Source organism: Huijunlia imazamoxiresistens (genome assembly GCF_037132455.1).
GTDB classification, from domain to species: domain Bacteria; phylum Bacteroidota; class Bacteroidia; order Chitinophagales; family Chitinophagaceae; genus Flavisolibacter; species Flavisolibacter imazamoxiresistens.
Map to the genome: position 1 here is coordinate 13503 of NZ_JBBBEI010000016.1, position 23868 is coordinate 37370.

Sequence of the window (23868 nt, forward strand, 5' to 3'; positions counted from 1 at the left end):
TAAACGACAAACCATTCACATATGAGCTTGGAGCAGAAAGTAATGGCCGAAATGAAAGAGGCCATGAAAGCGAAGAACGAAGCCGGCCTGCGGGGCCTCAGGGCCATCAAGGCGGAAATCATCAAGGCAAAGACGGAGCCGGGTGCCGGCGGGGAAGTATCGGCAGAGGCCGAAGTAAAGCTGCTGCAGAAGATGGTCAAGCAGCGCCGCGACTCGCTGGAGATCTACCAGCAGCAAGGCCGCCAGGACCTGCAGCAGAAAGAGCAGGAAGAGATCGACATTATCGAAAAGTTCCTGCCCGCGCAGCTGGGTGCCGAGGAGCTGAAGGCCGAACTGCAACAGATCATTGCCGAAACCGGCGCTTCCTCTCCTGCCGACCTGGGCAAGGTGATGGGTGCCGCCACCAAAAGGCTGGCAGGCCGGGCCGACGGCAAAGCCATTTCGGCCGCTGTAAAAGAACTGCTGGCCAAATAACCCCTTCCCCATGTTCATCGACCTTGTGGTAGGGATCCTGGCAGCCTTTGCCCTGATCAAGGGATTCCAAAAAGGTTTTGTGGTGGCCGCTTTTTCCTTCCTGGCCTTTATCGTCGGCCTGGCGGCTGCCCTGAAGCTGTCGGCGGTTGCAGCCGGCTACCTGGGCGAGTATTTCGCGCTCCCGGGTCGCTGGCTGCCCCTGCTGGCCTTCGTGGTCGTGTTCCTGCTGGTGGTGGTGCTGGTGCACCTGGGCGCCAAAGCCATCGAAGGCCTGCTGCAGGCGGTGATGCTGGGCTGGCTGAACCGGCTGGCCGGGATCCTGCTGTACTTCTTCGTGTATACGTTCATCTTCAGCGTGTTTTTGTTTTATGCCGGGCAGCTGCACCTGTTGCAGCCCGATGGGTTGGAAGCCTCCGTCACGTATCCCTACATCCGGCCCCTGGCCCCGTCTATCCTCAACGCCACGGGCGAGATATTCCCCCTCTTCAAGAACCTGTTCGGCCAACTGGAGCAGTTTTTCGACCGGTTTTCGGCTGCACAGCCCTCCTGAATTTAAGGAAACGGGTTTTTTCCCTGCCTTTCCGTATTTTACGGAGGTAAATCATTTAGTAAGCTTTTTGCTGTAAAACCCATATTTTAGCAGCTATTATTTTACGATGTTCTGATGCAGTACCAATTAAAAGAATATAATAAGTTCAAGTTTATAGAAGAAGGTGAAGGCGAGCCGCTTGTGTTGCTGCATGGATTGTTTGGCGCATTAAGCAACTTTAAAGACCTGATCGAATACTTCCGGCAACACTACAAAGTGGTGGTGCCGATGCTGCCCCTGTTCGAGCTGGACATTCTGCATACCACCGTTGGTGGCCTGGCCAAGTTTGTTCACCGGTTCCTGGAGGCGCGGGATTTAAACAATGTTCATTTGCTGGGCAACTCTCTGGGTGGCCACGTGGCACTGGTATACCTGCTGAAGCATCCCGAACGGGTAAAATCGTTGATCCTTACCGGCAGCTCCGGCCTGTTCGAGAACGGTATGGGCGATACCTACCCGAAAAGAGGCGATTACGAATACATCCGCAAAAAGTCGGAAGTAACCTTTTACGATCCGAAGATGGCGACTACGGAACTGGTGGACGAGATCTTTGCCATCACCAACAACCGCCTGAAAGTGATCAAGATCATTGCCCTGGCCAAAAGCGCCATCCGCAACAACCTGGGCGACGAATTGAACAACATCAAACTGCCCACGCTGCTGATCTGGGGCAACAACGATACCATCACCCCGCCCTTCGTGGCGCGGGAATTCCACCGGCTGCTGCCCAACAGCGAGCTGCATTTCATCGACAAATGCGGCCATGCGCCCATGATGGAAGTGCCCGAGGAATTCAACGTGATCCTGCACAAATTTTTGAAAAAGTTAGGTGAGCCTGCAACAGTTCACTCTTAACTGTTGTCTAATAAAAAAGGCCGTTATCCATGCTGACCCGAGAACTCATATCAAACTCAATCCCCTACCTGCACCGGCAAGACACCGTTTTCCAGGCGCTACAGTTAATGAACGACTACCATGTGTCGCACCTGCCGGTGGTGGAGGAGGAGCGGTATCTGGGGATCATCAGCGAGGAACTGTTGCTGCACAGCGATGAAGAACAGCCCCTGGAGCAGCTGCCCCTGGAAAACAACAATACCATGGTGCAGGCCTCCGACCACTTCCTCAAAGCCATCCAGGTGGCGGTACAAAGCAACCTGAGCGTGGTGCCGGTGATCGAACAGGAGCAAATGGTCGGCCTGGTCACCTACAACGACCTGCTGCGGAATGCCTCTCACTTCCTGAGCCTTAACGACCCCGGCGCCCTGGTCGTCCTGGAAATGGAAGGCAGAAATTATTCCTTCTCCGAGATCAACCGGATCGTAGAGTCGAACGATGCACAAATTACCCAGTTAAATACCCATACCGACCCCGAAACCGGCATCATGCGGGTGACCCTGAAAGTAAGCAAAATGGAGGTGTCCGACCTGATCAGCTCCTTCCAGCGCTACGAATACAATGTGAAATACTACTTTGGGGAAGAACTTTACGAGAATGAATTAAGAAATAATTATGACAATTTGATGCATTTTTTAAGTATCTAATCCGTTTTTTTCTCATCTTTAAGTCAGGTACCATTTTCGTATAGCTATGCCTTATGGCATACCTCGATCAATTCAATACCTGATGAATCCCCAACGAGCTTGTTTCATATTGTTCCTGTGTGCCCTGTGCGCCGCCTTTACCTCCCGGGCGCAGATCGGCATAGTCGCCAGCAATGTGGTCTACTCCACCCTGGACGACGCCGCCGTTGTGGATACCTCCTCCAGCACGCTCTTCACCATCGGGGACATCGTCATCGAAGGCAACAAGCAAACCCGGCCCTCCATCATCCTGCGCGAACTTTCTTTCTATAAAAATGACCGCTACAGCCTCCAGGTGCTGGTGGATAAATTCAACGAAGCCAAACGCCAGTTGATGAATACGGGCCTTTTCCACGACGTGGTGGTGTCGCTGCAAGGCCTCCAGGGGCAAAACGCCACCGTCCGCATCGAGGTCAAGGAGCGCTGGTATATCTTCCCCAAGCCTTTTGTAAAAACGGTGGACCGCAGCCTCGGCGAGTGGATTACCCAGAAGGATATGTCCATGGACCGCGTGAATTACGGCATCAAGCTTACCCATAAAAACTTTACCGGCCGCCGCGACAAGTTCCACGTGGGCTTTATGAACGGCTATACCAAGCAGCTCTCCCTCTCCTACGACGGCCTGATCCTCGACAAGCGGATGCAATGGACCGCCAACATGGGGGTGGCCATGGGCAAGAACCGGCAGGTGAACTACATGACCGCCGAAAACAAGCTGGTTTCCTTTAAGGATACCGCCGACTTCGTTCATTCCTATTTCCAGTCGTACGCCGAACTGACCTACCGCCCGGCCATCAACACCCGCCATACCTTCGGGCTGGCCTTCAGCACCGAAAGCGTCCCCGACACCGTGCTGGCCATGAATCCCAACTTCTACGCCCACAAGAAAAGCGTACGCTACCCCGAATTCTATTACAACCTTTCCTACTACAACGTGGATTTTAACCCCTACCCCACCAGCGGGGTGATCGGGGAATTCTCGTTCCGCAAAAAAAGCATTGACCACCAGCTGAATATGTGGCAGGTGGGCGCCAAGGGCGCCCTGTACAAGCCCCTGGGCAAAAACTATTTCTTCAGCCTCAAGGCGGCCGGCATGCTCAAGCTGCCCCTGAAGCAGCCCTACGTGAACCAGCAGTTACTGGGTTTTAATAATATGTACATGCAGGGCTACGAATATTACGTGGTCGACGGCGTGGCCGGGGGCTATACCAAGGCCTCCTTCTCGCGGCAGTTGGTCAATACCGTGGTGCATATTCCTTCCGAACGCATTAAGCGTTTGAATCATATTCCCTTCCGGCTGTATGCGAAAGTGTACGGCAATACCGGCTATGTGTACAACCCCGATGCCGGCCGCAATGAGCTCAATAACCGCCTGCTGTATTCCGGCGGCGTAGGGCTGGACATCGTTACTTTTTATGATTTTATTATCAAGGTGGAGTGGAGCTTTAACCAATTAAATCAAAACGGCCTATATTTACACAGGAAGGATTACTTCTGAAAACTTGCCAGCAATTGCAAATTATACACTTTGAAGGTAGCTATTTATAACAGGGTGCTGGATGTACGCCAGCTAAAGGATATACAACTTTTTTTTGACGAGCTGGACAAAGAAGGAATTGTTCCGGTGGTTTACCAGCCTTTCCTCAATGAGCTCAGAGGCCAGATCTCACTGCCCGCCCGTCTGGAAAGCTTTTCCCGTTCGCAGGACCTTACCAACGACATCGACTTCTTCGTGAGCCTGGGCGGCGACGGTACCCTGCTGGATACCGTCACCCTGGTGAAGAACAAGAACATCCCGGTGCTGGGCATCAACTTCGGCCGACTGGGCTTCCTGGCCTCCATTGGCCGCGAAGAAGCCGTCACCGCCGTGAAGGCCATGGCCCGGCGCTCCTTCATCGTCGACAAGCGCGCCCTGATCCACATCGACGCCAACCTGCCCCTCTTTGGCGAGGCACCCTTCGCCCTCAATGAATTCGTGATCCACAAGCAGGATACGGCGCCCATGATCAAGATCCATACGTACCTGAACGGCGAGCTGCTGAATACGTACTGGGCCGACGGCCTGATCGTATCCACGCCCACCGGTTCTACCGGCTACTCCCTCAGCTGCCAGGGCCCCGTGGTGTTTCCCGAGTCCGGCAGCTTCGTGATCACGCCCATCGCCCCGCACAACCTCAATACCCGCTCGGTGGTGGTGCCCGATAATACCATCATCTCCTTTGAAGTGGAAAGCCGCTCGCCCAACATCATCTGCTCGGTCGATTCGCGCCGGGAGATCGTGGACAAAAGCGTGCTGCTGGCCGTGCGCAAGGAAAGTTTCCAGGTGAGCCTGGTACGCCTGAATGAAAACAACTTTTTGCAAACGCTGCGGAATAAACTGTCCTGGGGTCTGGACAAACGGAATTATTGACCCCTATAATACCAAAACCGCCGTTCTTTTCGTTTATCTGCTTTGATCCCTTTATTTTGTACTGTTATGAGAAAGGTATTTGCTGTTTTCGCTGTTCTCCTGCCCTTATTCTTATTTGCACAGGATCCTATCGTCCAGGAAGGTGAGTTTGGTATCGGTATCGGTGCCGCCCATTACTTCGGGGACCTGAACACCCGTGCCCGGCTGAACCGCCCCAAGCCCGCGGCCAGCATTTTCTTCCGCAAGAACTTTGGCAATTACATCGCCCTTCGGGTAGCCGGCAACTATGCCCGCCTCGGGTATTCCGACAGGTACAATACCCATAACGAGTTCATGTACCGCCGCAACCTCAGTTTCAACTCCAACGTATGGGAACTGTCGGTGCAGGGCGATTTCAACTTCTATAAATTCCTCCCGGGCAATCCCGATTACCGCTTTACGCCTTACATGACCCTGGGCATCGGCATCTTCAACTACGATCCGTTTGCCTTCCTGGCCGACAAGAAATACTTCCTGCGCCCGCTGGGTACCGAAGGCCAGGGATCGGCCGCCTACCCCGACCGCAAGCCGTACAGCTCCATGGCCGTGAGCGTTCCCTTCGGCATCGGCGTGAAGTATGCCCTCAACGACCGCATCAACCTGGGCTTCGAGGTGGTGCACCGCTATACCGGCACCGATTACCTCGACGACGTGAGCAAAACCTATGTGGAGCCGGAGATCTTCCCGCCCCTGCCGCCCGACAATACCGCCAATCCCGCCCTGCTGCTGTCGGACCGCTCGTACGAAACCGGCACGCCCATCGGCGAAAAAGGACGCCAACGGGGCAACAGCCGCCAAAAGGACCAGTTTGCCACCGCCCTGTTCTACGTCAGCTTCAACCTGCAGTCGTATAAATGCCCGACGGCCCGGTAATTCAAAATCCTTATTTCCGTTGCATTCGGCCTATATTGTTACCTTTGCCCACCTTATTGACAAGGGAAACATAACAATGCAAGACCAGTTACAACAAATCGACAAGAACCGCTTGCCCCGGCATATCGCCATCATTATGGACGGCAACGGCCGCTGGGCAAAGGAGCAGGGACAGGACCGCCTGTTTGGTCATTATCAGGGCGTGGAAAGCGTGCGCAATATCGTGGAAGGATGCGCGGAGCTGGGCGTCGGCTACCTGACCCTTTATGCCTTTTCTACCGAAAACTGGGACCGCCCCGAGTACGAGGTGATCGGTTTGATGGAATTGCTGGTCAAAACGATCCGCGGCGAAGTGGAGAGTTTAAAGAAAAATAACATCCGCCTGCACGTGATCGGCGATATGAACATGCTGCCCGATTATGCCCGCAGGGAACTGCAGGAAGCCCTGGAGATCACCAGCACCAGCACCGGCCTGAACCTGATCATGGCCCTCAGCTACAGCGGCCGCTGGGAACTGCTCAACGCCGTAAAAAACATTGCCCACGAAGTGGAAAAAGGGCAGCTGGCGGTGGAAGCGATCGACCAGTCCATCCTGGAAAAATACCTGTGTACCAGCGAGTTCCCCGACCCCGAGCTGATGATCCGCACCAGCGGCGAATACCGCATCTCCAATTTCTTACTGTACCAGCTGGCCTATGCCGAGCTGTATTTTACCCAGGTGCGCTGGCCCGAGTTCCGTAAACAAAACCTGTACGAAGCGATCCTGGACTACCAGTCGCGGGAGCGCCGGTTCGGCAAAACCAGCGAGCAGCTTCTGAATGCCTAGGTGCTCCGCCACCCCCGGTCAAGCCCTTTCGACCACCTGTTCCGCTGGGAAAAACCGAACCCGTGCGCCCGTGAAGGGCAGAACAGGCAAAGGTTTACTTTAACAAAACCGTTTCGAAATTACCCTTAATTTGCTGCCCTATCAGTGTATAGGGAATCGAGTGACCCATTTAGAGACTGACTGAATATTTGATCATGCTACGACTTTCACCGCGAATTCTTGTTTTATCCGCCAGTGTTCTTTTTTCGGTATTGTCCGCTTCCGCGCAGGATACCACCCATCCTACTTCGGTAGACCCCGACCTGCTGGCGCTGGAAACGGCAAGAGTTCCCAAAGAATACACGATTCGTTCCATCAAGATCACTGGGATCAATTATCTGGACTCCTCGATTGTCCAATCTATTTCCGGCCTGCAGCCCGGCGATAAGGTGATGATCCCCGGGGGCGACCAGTTCTCCAAGGCCATCACCAGCCTGTGGCGCCAGAAGCTCTTCTCCAACATCAACATCTATATCATCGCCCTCCAGGACAACCAGATCGACCTGGAGATCAACGTGCAGGAGCGGCCCCGCCTGGGCAACTTCAGCTTCCAGGGCATTAAAAAATCCGAGGCCGATGAACTCAAAGGCAAGGCCGGCCTGGTGAAGTCCACCATCATCACCGAGAACACCCGCCGCAACGCCGTGGAGGCCATCCAGAAATTTTACGTGGAAAAAGGCTTTAAGAACGTACAGATCCGCTTGGACGAAAAGCCCGATCCCTCCGTGGCCAATACCAACTCCCTCACCTTTTACATCACCAAGGGCAAGAAGGTGCATGTGAACGAGCTGAATTTCTACGGCAACGAACAGGTGACCGACTTCAAGCTGAAAAAGCAGATGAAGGGAACCAAGGAAATGACCAAGATCACCCTCCATCCCGTGGAGACTTCCAGTTCCTTCGGCACCAACGATAAATACTCCTTCGACCAGTACCTGAAAGACTGGGGCTTCCTGTCGTTCTCCAAAACCAGGATCTTCCTGGATCCGTACTTCCGCTTCAAGCTGTTCAGCTCTGCCAAGTACGACGAAAAGAAATACCTCGAGGACAAGGAAAAGGTGCTGAGCTACTACAACTCCCTGGGCTACCGCGATGCCCAGATCGAAGACGAGAAGCAAACGCCTACCGCCGACGGCAACCTGAATATCGACCTGAAGATCTCGGAAGGCCGCAAATATTATTTCGGCGACGTTGCCTGGAAAGGCAATACCAAGTATCCCGACTCCTTATTGAACAACATTCTCGGCATCCACAAGGGTGACGTGTACAACCTGGATGTGCTGAACAAGCGCCTCGGCAAGCAGATGTCGCAGGAAGGCAACGATATCAGCGGCCTGTATATGGACGACGGCTACCTGTTCTTCCGCGCCGATCCCGTAGAGACTTCGGTATATAATGATACCATCGACCACGAGATCCGCATCGTGGAAGGGCCGCAGGCCACCATCAAGAACGTGGGCATCTTCGGCAACGAAAAAACCAAGGACCACGTGATCCGCCGCGAGCTGCGGACGGTGCCGGGTGAAAAGTTCAGCCGCTCCGACCTCATTCGTTCCCAGCGCGAGCTGTCGCAGCTGCAGTACTTCAACCAGGAAAAGATCAACCCCGGCGTGAACCCCAACCAGGAAGACGGCACCGTGGACATCAACTGGAACCTGGAAGAAAAGTCCTCGGACCAGCTGGAGCTTTCCGCCGGCTGGGGTGGCGGTATCGGCCTGACCGGTACGCTGGGTGTGACCTTCAACAACTTCTCGGTAAAGAATATCCTGAACAAGGAGTCGTGGGATCCGCTGCCGACCGGCGACGGACAAAAGCTGAGCCTGCGGGTACAGTCCAACGGCCGCGCCTACCGCTCGTACAACTTCTCGTTCACCGAGCCCTGGCTGGGCGGCAAGAAGCGCAACTCCTTTACCGTTAACTTTTATAACAGTAAGTACTCCAACGCCTACGACTATGCCACCGGCACCCTGCTGAAAAGCAAGGCCGACAGCAGCTACCTGCGCGCCCTCGGCGGCGGCATCTCGCTGGGCAAGCAGTTGAAATGGCCCGACGATTATTTCAGCCTGGTGTACTCGCTCCAGTACACACAATATAAATTAAAGAACTACCCCGGCTTCTTCAATACCGACGCGGGCAACCCCATCAGCAATGGTACGTCTACCAACGTGAGCCTGAAGCTGGCGCTGCAGCGTTCCTCGGTTTTCGACCCCACCTTCCCCCGGAGCGGATCGAACTTCGTGGCCAGCGTGCAGCTGACGCCGCCCTACTCGTTGCTGAACCCCAGCCTGGTCACTTCCGACAACCCGTATAAGAACCCGGAATTCCACAAGTGGCGCTTCAACTCCGAGTGGTATGTGCCCGTTGGCCGTGCCCACGGCGCGGAAAAGAACCGGCAGCTGGTGCTGAAGCTGGCCGCCAAGTACGGCTTCATGGGCCGCTACAACCGCAACCTCAACTTCTCGCCCTTCGAACGCTTCCAGGTGGGCGGCGACGGTCTGACCAACAGCTACGGTCTGTTCGGCTACGACATCATCGCCCTGCGCGGGTATCCCGTATTCCAGAATTCGGACCCGACCATCAACCCCGACCTGAGCCAGGCCACGCGGTACTTTACCATATTTAATAAGTACTCCATGGAGCTGCGCTACCCGCTGGTGACCAACCCCAGCAGCACCATCTTCGGCCTGACGTTCTTCGACGCGGCCAACGGCTGGTTCTCCTTTAAGGACTACAACCCCTTCCGCCTCCGCCGCAGCGCGGGTGTGGGCATGCGCTTCTTCCTGCCGATGTTCGGCCTGCTGGGCTTTGACTACGGTGTGGGTCTCGACCGCCTGCAACCGGGTGTAGGCCTGAAAGACGCTTCCCGCTTCACCTTCATGTTAGGTTTCGAACCGGAATAATCTAAACTTTTACCATTCACGATCAACGATTCAACGTACTAAAGAATTAAATATGAAGAAACTGTTTCTCGCCGCCTGTGCGCTGTTGTTCGTATTTTTTGCCAGTGCGCAGCGTTACGCCATTATTGATACGAAGTATATCCTGGACAAAATGCCGGAATACAAGGAGTCGCAAAAACAGCTGGACGAAGTTGCCGGCTCCTGGCAAAAGGAAATCGACGGGCTGCAGCAGGAGCTCGATAAGATGTACAAGGACTACGAGGCCGAGCAGGTGATGCTGAGCAATGAGCTGCGCAAAAAACGCGAGGACCAGCTTTTTGCCAAGGAACGCAACCTGCGCGACCTGCAGCGCAAGCGCTTCGGCTTTGAGGGCGACCTGTTCAAGAAGCGGCAGGAGCTGATCAAACCCATCCAGGACAAGGTGTACAGCGCCGTTCAGCGGCTGGCCGTGGCCCGTGGCTATGACTTTATTCTCGATAAGAGTGAAGGAATTACGGTTATATTTGCCGACCCCAAACTGGAAAAAAGCGAGGACGTGCTCCGGGAACTGGGCGTCAAAAACCAATAATTTGTAAAAAGCGTCAACTACATACAACTTCGACTAACGAAAAATCATCATCAAAACAACGCAAACAATCAACTCCCAATGAACAAGATCAAGTTATTTCTTATTGCAGCCATCCTGCTGATAGGTGCGGGTAGTGCCATGGCCCAGTCGAAAACCGGTTACATCAGTGTAGACAGGGTGGTTGCCATCATGCCGGAAACGCAGAAGCTGGACTCGCTGCTGCGCAAATACCAGGCTGACTCCCTGAATCCCCGCTTCTCCTATATGGTACAGGAATACAACCGCAAGGACAGCATGGTGAACACCAAAGATTCCGTGAAACTGGGCAAGGCCGTGATCGCCCAGATCCGCCAGGAACTCGAAGGCTATGCCTACCAGATCCAGAACTGGCAGCAAATTGCCCAGCAGGAAATGCAAAGCAAGCAGGGCGAGCTGCTGGAACCCATCTACCGCAAGGTGGACAATGCCATCCAGGCTGTAGCCAAAGAAAACGGCTATGGTTACGTACTGAACCAGGAAGCGCTGCTGGTGATGCCGCCCGCCGACGACCTGTTGCCGCTGGTAGCGAAAAAGCTCAACGTAAAAGTGCCTACTGGCCCAGCTGCCGGTGCTGCCGCCCCCAGCCGCAAATAAGCACTCCTAAATTTTTTTTAAAGGTCCCGCCAGTTGCGCGGGACTTTTTATTTTAGTCCCCAAACCTCTAAATCTTTCGAATGGCTTCTATCGGCGTATTTGACTCGGGTTATGGTGGCCTGACGGTGTTCCGCCAGCTGGTGCAGCAGCTGCCGCAATACGATTATGTGTACCTGGGCGATAACGGCCGCGCTCCTTACGGTACCCGCTCGTTCGAAACGGTGTACAAATACACCCTCCAGTGCGTGGAGTGGCTGCTGCGGCAGGACTGCCCGCTGATCATCCTGGCCTGCAATACGGCCTCTGCCAAGGCACTGCGCACCATCCAGCAGCACGACCTGCAGCGGCTGAACTCAGAGGCCCGCGTGCTGGGCGTTATCCGGCCTACCACGGAAGTGATTGGGAAATATACCGAGACGGGCCATATCGGCATCCTGGCCACCAACGGTACCGTCCAGTCCAACTCCTATGCTATCGAGATCGGCAAGTTCTACCCGGAGGTCAGCATCACCCAGGAAGCCTGTCCCATGTGGGTGCCGCTGGTGGAGAATAACGAGCACAACGGTCCCGGTGCGGATTATTTTATTGAAAAACATGTCCGCAGCATCCTGTTGAAAAATCCCCGGATCGATACCCTGCTGCTGGCCTGCACCCATTACCCCCTGCTGAAGGACAAGATCCGCGAGCACCTGCCTGCCAGCATCCAGCTGCTGTCGCAGGGCGAGATCGTAGCCGAGAGCCTCAAAAATTACCTGGAGCGCCATCCCGAGATCGAAAGCCGGCTCTCCCGGGGCGGGCAACGCCGTTTTTATACCACCGACTCCACGGAAGAGTTTAACCGGCAGGCGACCACCTTTTTCGGCGGGCCGGTGGTTTCGCAACGCATCGATATCGAGCTACGAGAAAAGGAGGGGAAAGAAGTAAAGAGTTAAGCAGGCCTTTTCTTTACCCGTTGGGGCAGGCCGTCCAGGAGGGTGGAAAGCTGATCCCTTTGCCCATCCGCTTCCGGCAGGAAACGGTAAGGAAAGGTAGCTGCAAGCTCCAGGGCCGCCTCCAGTTCAAATTTATCCTGGGGAAGGCACAGTGCCAGCCCGGCCTGCATCAAATGGCGGGAAAGGTACTCCTGTTCCGTTTGTCCTGGTGTAGGCACCAGGATGCTCTTTTTTCCCAGGCATGCCAGGTCCATGACGGTGCTGTAGCCGCAGCGGCTGATGACGGTGCCGGCTTCGGCCAGGACCTGCTCCAGGGCAGGAGCGGGCAGGTGGTTTTTCAGAAAAATGTGGGGCGGGGCGGCCGGCAGTGCTTCTTCGCCGGGCAGGCCCCGGACAAAGACCACCGGTTGGGTATAGGACCGCAGTTGCCGCAGCAGCTTTTCTTCCAGCAGGCTGCGCTGGGGTTCGGGTCCCGACAACAGCACCAGCAAATGTTTTGGCGGAACGGGCGGCCCCAAACGGAACCGCGACAGGGCACCGGTATAAAACAGGGGAGTAGCCGGCGGGTCCGCCGGGTGCGACAGCTCGCCGGCCAGGCCGGGTGCTTCGGGGCGGTCGGGAACCCAGCATTCGCGGAACCGGCGGATGAGCCGGTAGTTGATCTTTTGCAGCACCGCATCGAACAGGGGGCGGGGCGTTTTGATGAGCAGCTGGTGGGTCATGAAAATCGAGTACGCCTTCGGATGGTACAGGCCGTAGCGGTTGTCGGAAAGCACGATGTCGATCCGGTGCGCCGCTACGATGTGGTCGAGCCAGTGGCGTTCGCGGCGGATGGCCGACAGGATGCGGGGTATTTGCAGCAGGAGGGCGGCCAGGACGCCCCACCGGGTTTTGGCGTACCGGATGCCATAACCGCTGAGCTTGATCAAGGGGAGCTCCGGAAATTCCTGCTGCAATAAAACGGCTGTTTTTCCCTCGGCTGCAATCAAAACCGTATATTTCCGTTTCAACAGTTCGTGGATGACAGGGATACAACGGGTGGCGTGGCCGAGTCCCCAGTCGAGCGGGGCTACCAAAATCCGGGTTTCATCTATCGTTTGCATAGGTTCAAATTAATTTTTGCCACTTTAGTCGAAGGTTTAAACCTGTCATAAAAAATGCTTTAATTTAGGAGACGTAATTATGAAAAAGTTTTATTTCGTTTTACTGCTTGTCGCTTCTACCATTATGTTTGCCGGCTGCCAGAAAAATTACTACTCGGGCAGCTACGGTAAAAGTAAGGATTGCGGCTGCCCGGGCAGTAAAGGAAGATAAGTCCCAAAAATCTTACAACATGATCACTCGAGATTTGTTACTGCTTATCAACAACCGGATCAATCAACAGCAACTGGACAGCACTGTGGAAGGCCTGAATAAGATCCTGCTTCAGGCGGAGAGCAACCATAATTTTTGCCAGGTGCACGAACTGGCCCGGCGGAGCCGCATTACCAGCAATGCGAAAAAAATATTGAAGGCGATCTCCGGTTCGGATCAGCTGAAGCCTTTTTACTTTCTCATCAATAAAAATTAATCCGTTCTTCCTGCTCAAGTGCTTGCCAGCTCCTTCAGCATTTTCAAAAATCCTCCTTCTTACCGATTGTACATTTTTCAAGCGTAGCCCGTTTTTGGGAGTGCTTTTGCCTGCACCGCCGTTCCGGTGGTTGAGGTAGCGGCCTGTCCACCCTGTTGTATACCATTCCCGGCTGACCGCCCTTGCCGGTTGCGCCTGCCTGTACCCGCATTTCGTCCCTTGTATTGCGTACCTTCACTTTGGCCCATTTTTTTAGGGATTCATTTACTTAAATCTGATCGTATGCGTTGGATGGGAAGACAAGGAAGTGGTAATGTAGAAGACCGCCGTGGTGTTTCGGGCGGCCAGGTGGCCGTCGGAGGCGGCATTATTGGGGTAATTGTGCTGGTACTGAATTTCCTGCTGGGAGGCGATGGGGGCCAGATGCCGCCCCTGCCGGGCCAGGGAAGGCAGGTAACCGCCGAGCAAAAAGCTGCCGAGGACAAGGATGCCCAGTTCGTCAGCGTGGTCCTGAAAGACACGGAGGATGTCTGGAACGCCCTTTTCCAGAAACAGGGAAAAAATTATTCGGAGCCTAAGCTGGTCCTTTTCTCCGGCGCCGTACAGTCGGCCTGCGGTAATGCCAGCTCGGCTTCCGGCCCCTTCTATTGCCCCGGCGACTATAAGGTATACATCGATCTCTCATTTTACCGCGAGCTGAAAGAGCGCTTCCAGGCGCCGGGCGACTTTGCCATGGCCTATGTCATTGCCCACGAGGTGGGACACCACGTACAAAACCTGATGGGCATCTCCGACCAGGTGCACCGTTTACGGCAGCGCTTAAGTGAGGAAGAGTACAATAAATATTCCGTGCGGCTGGAACTGCAGGCCGACTTCCTGGCCGGCGTATGGGCGCACCATGCCCAGCGGACGAAAAATATCCTGGAGGAAGGTGATATCGAGGAAGCCCTGAATGCGGCCAACGCCATCGGCGACGACAACCTCCAGAAGCAGGCCCAGGGCTACGTAGTGCCCGAGTCCTTTACCCACGGCACCTCCGCCCAACGGGTATACTGGTTCAAAAAAGGCTTTGAAACCGGCGATATGGACCAGGGGGATACGTTTAATGCCAGTGAACTGCAATAAAAAGTTCCAGAGTTCCAAAGTTTGGTTTCTGAGTTCCTGAGTTATGTGTTTACGAGTTCGGTGGCAAACCTGACAGGTTTTAAAAACCCTGTCAGGTTTTTTGTTTAGGCCGGTTCCCCGTCCCTAATTCCCAATGAACCAATGAACTAATTCCTTAAAAGTTTTTGTATTCATTCTTATCAATTAGGACGTCGGCGATGCGGCGGCGGGCTTCCTTGCTGTTGAAGGGCTGGGCTTTGGTAAAGCGGCGCAGGCCCATCAGGATCAGCCGTTGCTCGTCGCCTTCGGCAAAGGCGTTGACGGCATCCTTGCCGTTTTTGAGGAGGCGGTCACCCGCATCGTAGAGGAAACAGCCCAGGATGTCGTGGTGGGCCTGCCGGGCCTTATTTTCTTCGGCCAGCTTCCGCACCCGCAGCAGCAGGCTTTCGGCCAGGAAGATTTCTATGGCCATGTTGGCAATGTTCATCAGTACTTCCTGCTCGTTTTCCAGCTTCATCATCAGCTTTTGGGCGGCGGCACCCGCTGTCAGCAGCAGGGCTTTTTTGAAGTTGCCTACCAGCTTTGTTGCTTCGGCAAAAGGCGTTTCGTCGGGCTCGCCGAAATCCGGAATGCTCATCAGTTCTTTCTGCACTTCCATGGCGCCGCCCATCAGGTTCAGGCGGCCCTGCATGGCCCGTTTCAGGGTCATGTCCACGGTCAGCAGTCGGTTGATCTCGTTGGTGCCCTCGTAGATGCGGTTGATGCGGCTGTCGCGGTACGAGCGGGAGATGTTGTATTCGGCGCTGTAGCCGTTGCCGCCGTGGATCTGCACGCCTTCGTCCACCACGAAGTCCAGCACCTCGCTGCCGGCCACTTTGAGAATAGCGCATTCGATGGCGAATTCCTCGGCCCCGCCCATCAGCGCTTCGGTAAAAGGCTTGCCGCTGTCCAGCAGCTCGTGTTCCTTGTCGTCGATCCATTTGGCGGTGCGGTAGAGGGCGCTTTCGCAGGCGAAGGTGCGGATGGCCATTTCCGCCAGCTTGTGCTTGATGGCGCCGAAGTTGGCAATGGCGGTCTTGAACTGTTCGCGGGTGTTGGCGTACTGGATGGAATTGGTCAGGGCGTAGCGGGCGCCTCCCATGGCGGCGGCGCATAATTTCAGGCGGCCGATGTTGAGGATGTTGAAGGCGATCTTATGGCCCTTGCCGATCTCGCCCAGTACATTCTCCGCGGGCACTTTACAATCCTGGAAGTACAGCTGTACGGTAGAAGAGCCCTTGATGCCCATCTTGTGTTCTTCGGGTCCCTGGGTAAAACCTTCAAAGCCCCTTTCGATGATAAAGGCGGTGAACTTGTCACCGTCGATCTTGGCGAAAACGGTGTACACATCGGCAAAGCCGCCGTTGGTGATCCAGCATTTCTGGCCGTTCAGCAGGTAATATTTGCCGTCTTCGCTCAGGCGGGCGGAAGTTTTCGCTCCCAGGGCGTCGCTGCCGCTGTTGGGCTCGGTCAGGCCGTAGGCGCCGATCCATTCGCCACTTATGAGTTTAGGCAGGTATTTCTCTTTTTGCTCGGGGGTGCCGAAATACAGGATGGGCAGGGTGCCGATGCCGGTATGGGCGGAGATGGCAACGGAAAAGGAGTGGCCGGCGCCGAGGTAATCGCTGAGGATGGTGGAAGTGACGAAGTCTTTTCCCAGGCCCCCGTAATCTTCCGGGAAGGATACCGCCAGCAGGCCCTGGTCGCCTGCCTGTTGCAGCAGGGAGCGCATGAGCCCGGGTTCCATATTGTCGATGCGTTCCAGGTTGGGCATCACCTCGGCTTTGAGGAACTGGTCGCAGGTATCACGGATCATTTGCTGTTCTTCGGAAAAGTCCTCGGGGATAAAGGTAGCTGCGGGCGCACTTTCTTTCAGGAGCCATTCGCCACCCTTCAATACGGTTGTGGTAGGTAGGGTATCCATATTGCTTTATTTAAAGGTAATTGCTGAGATTGTCGTACACCTTCTGCAGCACTTCGCGGCAGAGGTTTACCTGGTCAGGGGGCACGCCGTCCAGGGCTTCCGCGAGGGTTTCCTCGGCCAGCACCATGGCTTCCTCCTCCAGCTTCAGGGCCTGGCGGGTTAAAAAAACTTTCTTGATCCTTCTGTCGTTGGGTTCCGATACGCGTTTGACTAATCCGGCCTTTTCGAGGTTGTCCACCAGTCGGGTGATGCTGGGCTTATCGCGGAAGGTGGCGTTGCACAGCTCCTGCTGGCTCTTGCCGTCCTCCTTCCACAGTTGATACAAAACGCTCCATTGTTCGATGGTGATGTTGAGTCCCGATGCGTTGAATTTCTTCTGCAGCCTGCGGGCAACGGCCGTGGAGGCCTTACCCGTGATAAAGCTGTACAGTTCGCCTTTCTTAAATTGGTTGTTTTGCATACAGTTGTTCCTGCAACCTTTTAAAGTTACGGAGAAAATAAGCAATAAGCAATGGGCAACGTCCCGGCAAGGATACTTTTTATAGTCCCCGTTCCTTTTTGCCTATTGCCCATTGCTTATTGCCAATTGCGTTAGTTTTGGCCGATGCTGCCGGTGACCCTGATTATCCTGTTGTTGTACGCCCTGCTGATCTTTTACTACCACCATCACTGGCGTTCCCTGGAAGAGCCTTCGGCCCCGCCGGCGGCGGGCCTGCCGCTTTCGGTGGTGGTGGCTGCCCGCAACGAGGAAAGCGCCATAACCGGCCTGCTGGAGTCGCTGGAGCGGCAAACCTATCCCCGCCACCTGGTGGAGGTGGTGATCGTGGACGATTTTTCCACCGACAGCACCCGGGAGGTGGTGGCCCGGCATGCCAACGGGCGGACGGTGGTGGTGCAGCCTTCCGTGGCTCCTCACCTGTCGTCGAAGAAAAAAGCCATCGAGGCCGGCATTCACACGGCCCGGCATCCCTTTGTGGTCATCACCGATGCCGACTGCCTGCCGCCGCCCCAGTGGCTGCACCGCATTGCCGGCTTCCAGCAGCAGTCGGGTGCTGCCTTTATTGCGGCCCCGGTAAAATTTACCGCTCCCCCCACCCTGCTGGGCATCTTCCAGCGTTTGGACTTCCTGACCCTCCAGGGCATTACGGCGGCCAGCGTGGCTGCCGGTTTCCACAGCATGTGCAACGGCGCCAACCTCGCCTACAGCCGCGCGGCCTTTTTCGAGGTGGACGGCTTTGCCGGCATCGACCAGGTGGCCTCGGGCGACGACATGCTGCTGATGCACAAGATCTGGAAAAAGCATCCCCGGGAAGTGCGCTACCTGAAAAGCCGGGAGGCGATCGTGGAAACCCCGGCCATGCCCGACTGGAAAGGTTTTTTGCGCCAGCGCATCCGCTGGAGCAGCAAGACCGCCCATTACGACGACCACCGGGTGCTGGGGGTGCTGCTGTTCGTGTACGGGTTCAACTGCTGGTTTTTTGTGTTGCTGGCTTTGGTCCTGTGGGGCAGCGTTGCCTGGTGGCTGCCGCTGTTGTTCGTAGTTGCCAAAACAGCTATCGAATGGCCCTTCGTTTTTTCCGTAGCCCGGTTTTATGGCGAACAAAAGCTGCTGAAGTATTTTCCTTTTTTCCAGCCCCTGCATATCTTTTACGTGGTATTTATCGGCCTGGTGAGCCAACTGGGCACCTATGAATGGAAAGGCCGCCAAACAAAGTAAAACAACAACAGCATGGAACCTGCAACTCCGGACCGGAAAGCCACCTGGCGGCGGTTGAAAAAGAACAAGGGCGCCCTCTTCGGCATCGGCCTGATCGCGCTGGCCCTGCTGGTGGCGCTGGCGGGGTATTTTATTGCGCCCGATCCCTCGCCTTTTGCCAACCGGATCATCCTGGAGGTTGGCGGCCGGAAGCCGGGATTCGAACAATCCTTCCTGCTGGTAAAAAAGCCGCAGGGGGTGCTGGAAGCGAATGTGCTGGAGCGGGCCCTGTCGGGGCGGCCGGATGCCTTCCAATGGATCCCGGTAACCAACTGGAAGGAGCAGGGCGGCCAGGTGCGGGTGCAGCGCTACATAGATGAAGGGGTAAGCGAGCCACTTGACTTTAATAGGAAAGAACTTCCTGAAGATTATATTATCACCAAACGCTTTTTACTGGGCACCGACAAATACGGCCGCGATATCCTGAGCCGCCTGATCATCGGCACCCGTGTGAGCCTGAGCGTGGGGCTGATCACGGTACTGATCTCGCTGACGGTGGGCATCGTGCTGGGCGCGCTGGCCGGTTATTTCCGGGGGCGGGTGGACAACGCGGTGATGTGGCTGATCAACATCATCTGGAGCATTCCCACGCTGCTGCTGGTGTTTGCCGTGACGCTGTTGCTGGGCAAGGGTTTCTGGCAGGTGTTCGTGGCGGTGGGCCTGACCATGTGGGTGAATGTGGCCCGCCTGGTGCGGGGGCAGGTGCTGGTAGCCCGCGAGCTGCAGTACGTGGAGGCGGCCCAGGTGCTGGGTTTTTCACATGCCCGCATTATTTCCCGGCACATCCTGCCCAACATCATGGGGCCGGTGCTGGTGATCGCCGCTTCCAACTTTGCGTCGGCCATCGTTATTGAGGCCGGCCTGAGTTTTTTAGGCGTGGGCGTGCAGCCGCCCCAACCCTCCTGGGGACTGATGATCAAGGAAAACTACAATTTTATCATCACCCAGAACCCCATGCTGGCCCTGGCCCCCGGCTTTGCCATCATGCTGCTGGTGCTCGCCTTCAACCTTTTGGGCAACGGCCTCCGCGATGCCCTGGACGTCAGGGGGTAGGAACGGGGAAAGGGAATTGGTTCATTGGTTCATTGGGAATTGGGCGGGGAACCACTTAAACGAAACCTGTCAGGTTTGTGGTAGCCGCAGGAACTCAGGAACCTAGGAACTCAGGAACCTTCCCTCAGCTCGTAAACCCGTAAACTCGTAAACTTACATTTCACTGATGGAAACCCCCCGGTTCAGCGTTTCTTCAAGGGAAATAAAGGTTTCGGTACGTTCGATGCCTTTAATTTTTTGGAGGTCGTCGTGGAGCACCCGGCGCAATTGGCCTATATCTTTACATACGATCTCGGCGAAGATGCTGTAGTTGCCCGTGGTATAGTTCATGCGGACAATCTCGGGGATGCGTTTCAGCTCTTTGGCCACGGTATCGTAGAGCGAGCTCTTTTCCAGGTAGATGCCGATAAAGGCGATGACGTCGTAACCCAGCTTTTTCAGGTCCACATGCAGGCGGGTGCCGCTGACGATGCCGGCTTCCTGCAGCTTTTTGATGCGGACGTGGATGGTGCCGGCCGAAACGAACAACATTTTGCCCAGTTCGGCATAGGAAATGTCGGCGTTTTGCATCAGGTGCTGGATGATCTGCACATCCAATTTGTCAATATTCAACGCGGGCGATGTGTGGGCCATTTTGGTTAAATAAATTTTATTTCGTCGCTAAAATATTAAGTTTCGTCTAAATTTTTGAAAGATTGTTTAAAATATTTTGAAGGTTTAGGGGTAAGCATTAGTTTTGTAGTCACAACAATCGACAAGCTCTTTTATACTGTGGGGTGATGAAATTTTGGCAGACATGCCCTCTTGTCTCGAGGGTGGGGATCACCGGATAAAAACAGCATAGAGCCGACCTAACCATTCTTGTTCGGCCGACCAGGATTGACCACTAAGTTTTGTGCTGCGTCTAACGGCCCCGTGGAGGTTCGACTCCTCCCCCTACAGCTTCGTTACTACGCCTTGCAGGCCACCTGCAAGGCGTTTTTGTTTTCAGCCGCCTCCAGCTTTCCTCTCCAAATTGGTATGATTGTTTTATTAACTCTCCCGTCTGGGCCGCTTTCTAAAGGAATAAAAGTGCACTTTCGTAAAAAGACGAGTGACCCTTGGAACGCCTGACTTGCTTGCCTCCTTAAAAAAAGTCAGAAGCCATGAACAAAGTTTATTTTACCTACAACGACAAGACCGTATCGGGAGACATTAAGATCAGCCTGGATAAAGAACCCCGTTTTGCCTGGTGCTACCTGGGCGACCCCGAGCTGGTGGGCGAACTGGAACAGAGCTGCATTTTCTTTGTGTGTGATAAAGGCACCTTTAAAACCCCGCACTATTATTCGCCCCGCTTCCGGCCGCTGATCGGCACCATTGAAAATGCCATCCGGGACTACCTCTCCGGCTGTGCCTGAGCAAGACCAGGGAAGGACAGGCAATAAAAAGTAACCGCCCGGGCCGGGGGAAATGATTATTTTCCACCTGCGGAACGCGATGGCCAATGGATATTTCTTTTCCTGTTAAACCTTTGCCTGTCCTTCCGGTCAGTTTTCCCTTAACGATCAACGTGCCTATGACCCAACAACTGTACAACCAACACCTGATGTGGCGGGCGGCCTTCGGCCCGGCTGCCGGTCAGCTGGAACAACTAAAATCGCTTTCTTCAAAGCAACTGTTTACCTCCCTGCGGGAAAAGTCGGCTCCCAAGCCCCTGTTCCTGGATACCGCCGATGCCTACCTGAAAGAAATGCGGGAAGGAGCCGACGGCACCCAGATGGCCAAAAAGCTCCTGGATAAGGGGGAGCGAAAGAACTTTCAGCAAAAGCATAACCAAAGCATCCGGGACCTGAACCTGGCCTGGCTGCGGCAGATGGTTTCTTCCGAAGGACAGCTCCGCGAAAAGTTGGCGCTCTTCTGGCACGGCCATTTCGCGGTCCGCGAAAAAAATATCTTTTTCCACCAGGACCTGCTGCACATCATCCGCTCCAACGCCCTGGAAAGCTTTCGCGACCTGCTGCACGCGGTCTCGAAGTCGGCTGCCATGCTGAATTTCCTCAATGCCAACCAAAACCGCAAGGGCCATCCCAATGAGAACTTTGCCCGCGAGGTGATGGAGCTCTTTACCCTGGGGCGCGGCCACTATACCGAGAACGACATCAAAGAAGCCGCCCGTGCCTTCACGGGCTGGGGCGCCAACTTCCGCGGCCAGTTCGTGTTCCGCTCCTTCCAGCACGACACGGGCTCAAAAACCTTTTTGGGTAAGACCGGCAACCTTACCGGCGAGGAAGTGCTGGACCGCCTGCTCGAACAGCAGCAGACCGCCCGCTTCATTACCCAAAAGATTTATCGCTACTTTGTCAACGACACTCCCGACAGCCAGAAGGTGGAATGGCTGGCCAAACGCTTCTATCAAAGCGATTACAACATTTCCGCCCTGATGCAGGACATCTTCACGGCCGACTGGTTTTACGATGCCGCCAACAGGGGCACCCGCATCAAGTCGCCGGTGGAGCTGCTGGTAGGCATGCGGCGGATGCTGCCGATGGCTATGGGCAACGAAGACGTGCTGCTCCTGCTGCAGCGGGTGCTGGGACAACTGCTGTTCTACCCGCCGAACGTGGCCGGCTGGCCCGGGGGCAAAAGCTGGATCGACTCCTCCTCGCTGATGCTGCGCCTGCGCCTGCCCCTGCTCTTTGGCGACAACGACGAATGGAACGTGCGCCCGAAAGCCGACGACGACAACGGCGGCATGGACCGCATGGAAGGCGAAGACATGATGGCTGCCGTCCGCCAGAAGGGCGACAGGGGCATGGGCCGGCTGGGAAAGCCCCTGCAGGTGGACATTGACTGGACCGCCCATCTCAAAGACTTCGCTGCCGTGCCGCGGGAGCAACTGGTTCCGGCGCTGGCCGGCACCCTGCTGCAGACCGGCAGTGCCAACGCCGAACTGATAAAAAGTTTTGCCGACAGCACTGCCCGCGACACCTTCATCAAATCGGCCACCCTGCGGCTTATGGGCCTGCCCGAATACCAGCTATGCTGATCTCCCCTTCCTTTCTCACTCCCTAACCCGAACGCATTTATGCTGATCAAACGCAAAGAATTTTTACAGATAGGTTCCCTGGCCACCGCTTCGTTTATGGTGCCCAAGTTTTTAAAAGCTTTTGAAGGCGAACGCCTGGTGCCTCCCGGCAACAAGGTGGTGGTGGTCCTGCAATTGAGCGGCGGCAATGACGGCCTCAATACGGTTGTCCCTTTAAGCAATGATATTTATTACCGTTCCCGTCCCCGCCTCGGCATCGAAAAAAAAGACGCGCTGCGGCTCCAGGACGAGGCGGGCCTGCACCCGGCCCTGACTGCCTTCAAGGAGGCGTATGATGATGGAGCGCTGGGCATCCTGAACAGTGTGGGTTATCCCAATCCCGACCGGTCGCACTTCCGCAGCATGGACATCTGGCAGGGTGCCAGTCACAGTAACGAATACCTCCACACCGGCTGGATCGGCCGCTACCTCGACGCCCAGTGCCGGGGCTGCGACAAACCCACACAAGCCCTGGAAATAGACGACGTCCTCAGCCTGGCGCTGAAAGGCGATCTGGTAAAAGGGCTGGCGCTGAAAGATCCCCGGCGGTTGTACGGCATCAGCAACGAACGCTTTTTCAAAGAAACGCTGCGCCAGCACGGGCCGGCGCACGACCACGACGAGCAGCCGGTGGAGTACCTCTATAAAACCATGGCGGAAACCCTGTCGTCGGCCGACTATATTTTCAAGGAATCAAGGCTGCGGCCCTCGCGGGCGCAATACCCGGCCACCGAGCTGGGAAACAGCTTCAAGACCATTGCCTCCCTGATCTTTTCGGACATCAATACAAAGGTGTACTATGTGTCGCTGGGCAGCTTCGATACGCACGTCAACCAGGCCAACCAGCAGGAGCGGCTGTTCCGCGACATGAATGCCGCTGTGGGCGCCTTTATCAGCGACCTGAAGGCGGCGGGCCGCTTCAACGACGTGCTGCTGTTTTCGTTTTCCGAGTTCGGCCGGCGGGTGGCCCAGAATGCCAGCGGCGGCACCGACCACGGAACCGCCAATAATATGTTCTTTGTCAGCGGTGGCCTGAAGCAGAAAGGCCTGCTCAACGCCCTGCCCGACCTGACCGACCTGGATGCCGGCGACCTGAAGTACCAGGTGGATTTCAAGGAAGTGTACGCAACGGTGCTGCGCAACTGGCTGGGAGCGGATGATGCCAAGATCCTGGGCCGGAAGTATGCCACCCTGGACTTTATTTAGTTCCATAGCCCCAATAGAAAAAGCATCACGCACAGGCGCGATGCTTTTTCTATAATTGGCATGCAAACGTTAACACCTTCTTTAACAAGAGAAGAAAAGCAAGTTATAAAATTCTTCCATTAAAAACAACGGTTGAGAAAAATATCCTTGAGGATGCGCAGGCGCTTGATAGCCGCTAAAAAACGGCCGCAATTAACCGACTCTTTTCCTGTTTTCTCTTGATAACGGTTTATGGTAAACTCTCCTTTCCAATACCCTATACCCCAATTAACCAATTAACCAATCC

Annotated in this window: 23 protein-coding genes; 18 read left to right on the forward strand and 5 right to left on the reverse strand. The window is 55.3% G+C overall.

Annotated elements, in window-relative coordinates:
- Positions 1–21: 21 nt before the first annotated feature.
- The 12 genes from V9K67_RS18060 (at position 22) to murI (ending at position 11863) form a co-directional block, all read left to right on the forward strand.
- Positions 22–474 (forward strand): GatB/YqeY domain-containing protein, encoded by a 453-nt coding sequence (locus V9K67_RS18060; RefSeq protein ID WP_336724837.1) that lies wholly within the window; start codon positions 22–24, stop codon positions 472–474.
- Between the two features lie 10 nt (positions 475–484).
- The gene (locus V9K67_RS18065) at positions 485–1024 is read left to right on the forward strand and encodes a CvpA family protein (RefSeq protein ID WP_336724839.1); all 540 of its coding nucleotides are present in this window, start codon (positions 485–487) and stop codon (positions 1022–1024) included.
- Between the two features lie 114 nt (positions 1025–1138).
- Positions 1139–1918, forward strand: coding sequence for an alpha/beta fold hydrolase (locus tag V9K67_RS18070; RefSeq protein ID WP_336724841.1), 780 nt, complete (start codon positions 1139–1141; stop codon positions 1916–1918).
- A 29-nt stretch (positions 1919–1947) separates the two neighbouring features.
- Positions 1948–2604 (forward strand): CBS domain-containing protein, encoded by a 657-nt coding sequence (locus V9K67_RS18075; RefSeq protein WP_336724842.1) that lies wholly within the window; start codon positions 1948–1950, stop codon positions 2602–2604.
- A gap of 82 nt (positions 2605–2686) precedes the next feature.
- Positions 2687–4141, forward strand: a complete 1455-nt coding sequence (locus V9K67_RS18080; protein WP_336724844.1) for a POTRA domain-containing protein — start codon at positions 2687–2689, stop codon at positions 4139–4141.
- A 30-nt stretch (positions 4142–4171) separates the two neighbouring features.
- Positions 4172–5053 carry an NAD kinase gene (locus V9K67_RS18085; protein ID WP_336724846.1) on the forward strand — a complete coding sequence of 294 codons (882 nt, stop codon included), beginning with the start codon at positions 4172–4174 and terminating at the stop codon, positions 5051–5053.
- Positions 5054–5119: 66 nt separating this feature from the next.
- Positions 5120–5965 (forward strand): type IX secretion system protein PorG, encoded by an 846-nt coding sequence (porG, locus tag V9K67_RS18090; RefSeq protein ID WP_336724848.1) that lies wholly within the window; start codon positions 5120–5122, stop codon positions 5963–5965.
- A gap of 76 nt (positions 5966–6041) precedes the next feature.
- A complete protein-coding gene (gene uppS, locus V9K67_RS18095) occupies positions 6042–6791 on the forward strand; it encodes an undecaprenyl pyrophosphate synthase (RefSeq protein WP_336724851.1) in 750 nt (249 codons plus the stop codon).
- A 194-nt stretch (positions 6792–6985) separates the two neighbouring features.
- A complete protein-coding gene (locus tag V9K67_RS18100; protein WP_336724852.1) occupies positions 6986–9730 on the forward strand; it encodes a BamA/OMP85 family outer membrane protein in 2745 nt (914 codons plus the stop codon).
- A gap of 52 nt (positions 9731–9782) precedes the next feature.
- Positions 9783–10298, forward strand: a complete 516-nt coding sequence (locus V9K67_RS18105; protein ID WP_336724853.1) for an OmpH/Skp family outer membrane protein — start codon at positions 9783–9785, stop codon at positions 10296–10298.
- A gap of 78 nt (positions 10299–10376) precedes the next feature.
- Complete coding sequence (locus V9K67_RS18110) at positions 10377–10931, forward strand: OmpH/Skp family outer membrane protein (RefSeq protein ID WP_336724855.1); 555 nt, start codon at positions 10377–10379, stop codon at positions 10929–10931.
- Between the two features lie 80 nt (positions 10932–11011).
- Positions 11012–11863: a glutamate racemase gene (gene murI, locus V9K67_RS18115; protein ID WP_336724858.1), complete on the forward strand. Its 852-nt coding sequence runs from the start codon at positions 11012–11014 to the stop codon at positions 11861–11863.
- Here murI and V9K67_RS18120 read toward each other — a convergent pair.
- Together V9K67_RS18120 and V9K67_RS18125 are read right to left on the reverse strand one after the other, a co-directional pair.
- The gene (locus V9K67_RS18120; protein WP_336724860.1) at positions 11860–12966 is read right to left on the reverse strand and encodes a glycosyltransferase; all 1107 of its coding nucleotides are present in this window, start codon (positions 12964–12966) and stop codon (positions 11860–11862) included. The two genes, murI and V9K67_RS18120, sit on opposite strands and share 4 nt — an antisense overlap.
- A gap of 248 nt (positions 12967–13214) precedes the next feature.
- Positions 13215–13514, reverse strand: a complete 300-nt coding sequence (locus tag V9K67_RS18125) for a hypothetical protein (protein ID WP_336724862.1) — start codon at positions 13512–13514, stop codon at positions 13215–13217.
- A 201-nt stretch (positions 13515–13715) separates the two neighbouring features.
- Between V9K67_RS18125 and ypfJ the strand changes: the two genes are divergently transcribed.
- The gene (gene ypfJ, locus V9K67_RS18130) at positions 13716–14558 is read left to right on the forward strand and encodes a KPN_02809 family neutral zinc metallopeptidase (protein ID WP_336724864.1); all 843 of its coding nucleotides are present in this window, start codon (positions 13716–13718) and stop codon (positions 14556–14558) included.
- Positions 14559–14712: 154 nt separating this feature from the next.
- Here ypfJ and V9K67_RS18135 read toward each other — a convergent pair whose 3' ends face one another.
- Both V9K67_RS18135 and V9K67_RS18140 read right to left on the reverse strand, forming a co-directional pair.
- Positions 14713–16500 carry an acyl-CoA dehydrogenase FadE gene (locus tag V9K67_RS18135; RefSeq protein ID WP_336724866.1) on the reverse strand — a complete coding sequence of 596 codons (1788 nt, stop codon included), beginning with the start codon at positions 16498–16500 and terminating at the stop codon, positions 14713–14715.
- A 10-nt stretch (positions 16501–16510) separates the two neighbouring features.
- Positions 16511–16960, reverse strand: a complete 450-nt coding sequence (locus tag V9K67_RS18140) for a MarR family winged helix-turn-helix transcriptional regulator (RefSeq protein ID WP_336724868.1) — start codon at positions 16958–16960, stop codon at positions 16511–16513.
- 144 nt (positions 16961–17104) lie between these two features.
- Here V9K67_RS18140 and V9K67_RS18145 point away from each other — a divergent pair, with 144 nt between their 5' ends.
- Both V9K67_RS18145 and V9K67_RS18150 read left to right on the forward strand, forming a co-directional pair.
- On the forward strand, positions 17105–18217 hold the full coding sequence (locus V9K67_RS18145; protein WP_336724870.1) for a glycosyltransferase: 1113 nt from the start codon (positions 17105–17107) through the stop codon (positions 18215–18217).
- A 12-nt stretch (positions 18218–18229) separates the two neighbouring features.
- Positions 18230–19309 carry an ABC transporter permease gene (locus tag V9K67_RS18150; RefSeq protein ID WP_336724873.1) on the forward strand — a complete coding sequence of 360 codons (1080 nt, stop codon included), beginning with the start codon at positions 18230–18232 and terminating at the stop codon, positions 19307–19309.
- Between the two features lie 153 nt (positions 19310–19462).
- On the opposite strand, the gene V9K67_RS18155 is transcribed toward V9K67_RS18150, so the two are convergent.
- Complete coding sequence (locus tag V9K67_RS18155) at positions 19463–19942, reverse strand: Lrp/AsnC ligand binding domain-containing protein (RefSeq protein WP_336724874.1); 480 nt, start codon at positions 19940–19942, stop codon at positions 19463–19465.
- A gap of 512 nt (positions 19943–20454) precedes the next feature.
- Between V9K67_RS18155 and V9K67_RS18160 the strand changes: the two genes are divergently transcribed.
- From V9K67_RS18160 to V9K67_RS18170, 3 genes are all read left to right on the forward strand, one after another.
- Positions 20455–20709 carry a hypothetical protein gene (locus tag V9K67_RS18160; RefSeq protein WP_336724875.1) on the forward strand — a complete coding sequence of 85 codons (255 nt, stop codon included), beginning with the start codon at positions 20455–20457 and terminating at the stop codon, positions 20707–20709.
- 158 nt (positions 20710–20867) lie between these two features.
- Complete coding sequence (locus tag V9K67_RS18165) at positions 20868–22337, forward strand: DUF1800 domain-containing protein (RefSeq protein ID WP_336724877.1); 1470 nt, start codon at positions 20868–20870, stop codon at positions 22335–22337.
- A 39-nt stretch (positions 22338–22376) separates the two neighbouring features.
- Positions 22377–23582: a DUF1501 domain-containing protein gene (locus tag V9K67_RS18170; RefSeq protein ID WP_336724878.1), complete on the forward strand. Its 1206-nt coding sequence runs from the start codon at positions 22377–22379 to the stop codon at positions 23580–23582.
- The last annotated feature ends 286 nt before the right edge of the window (positions 23583–23868 follow it).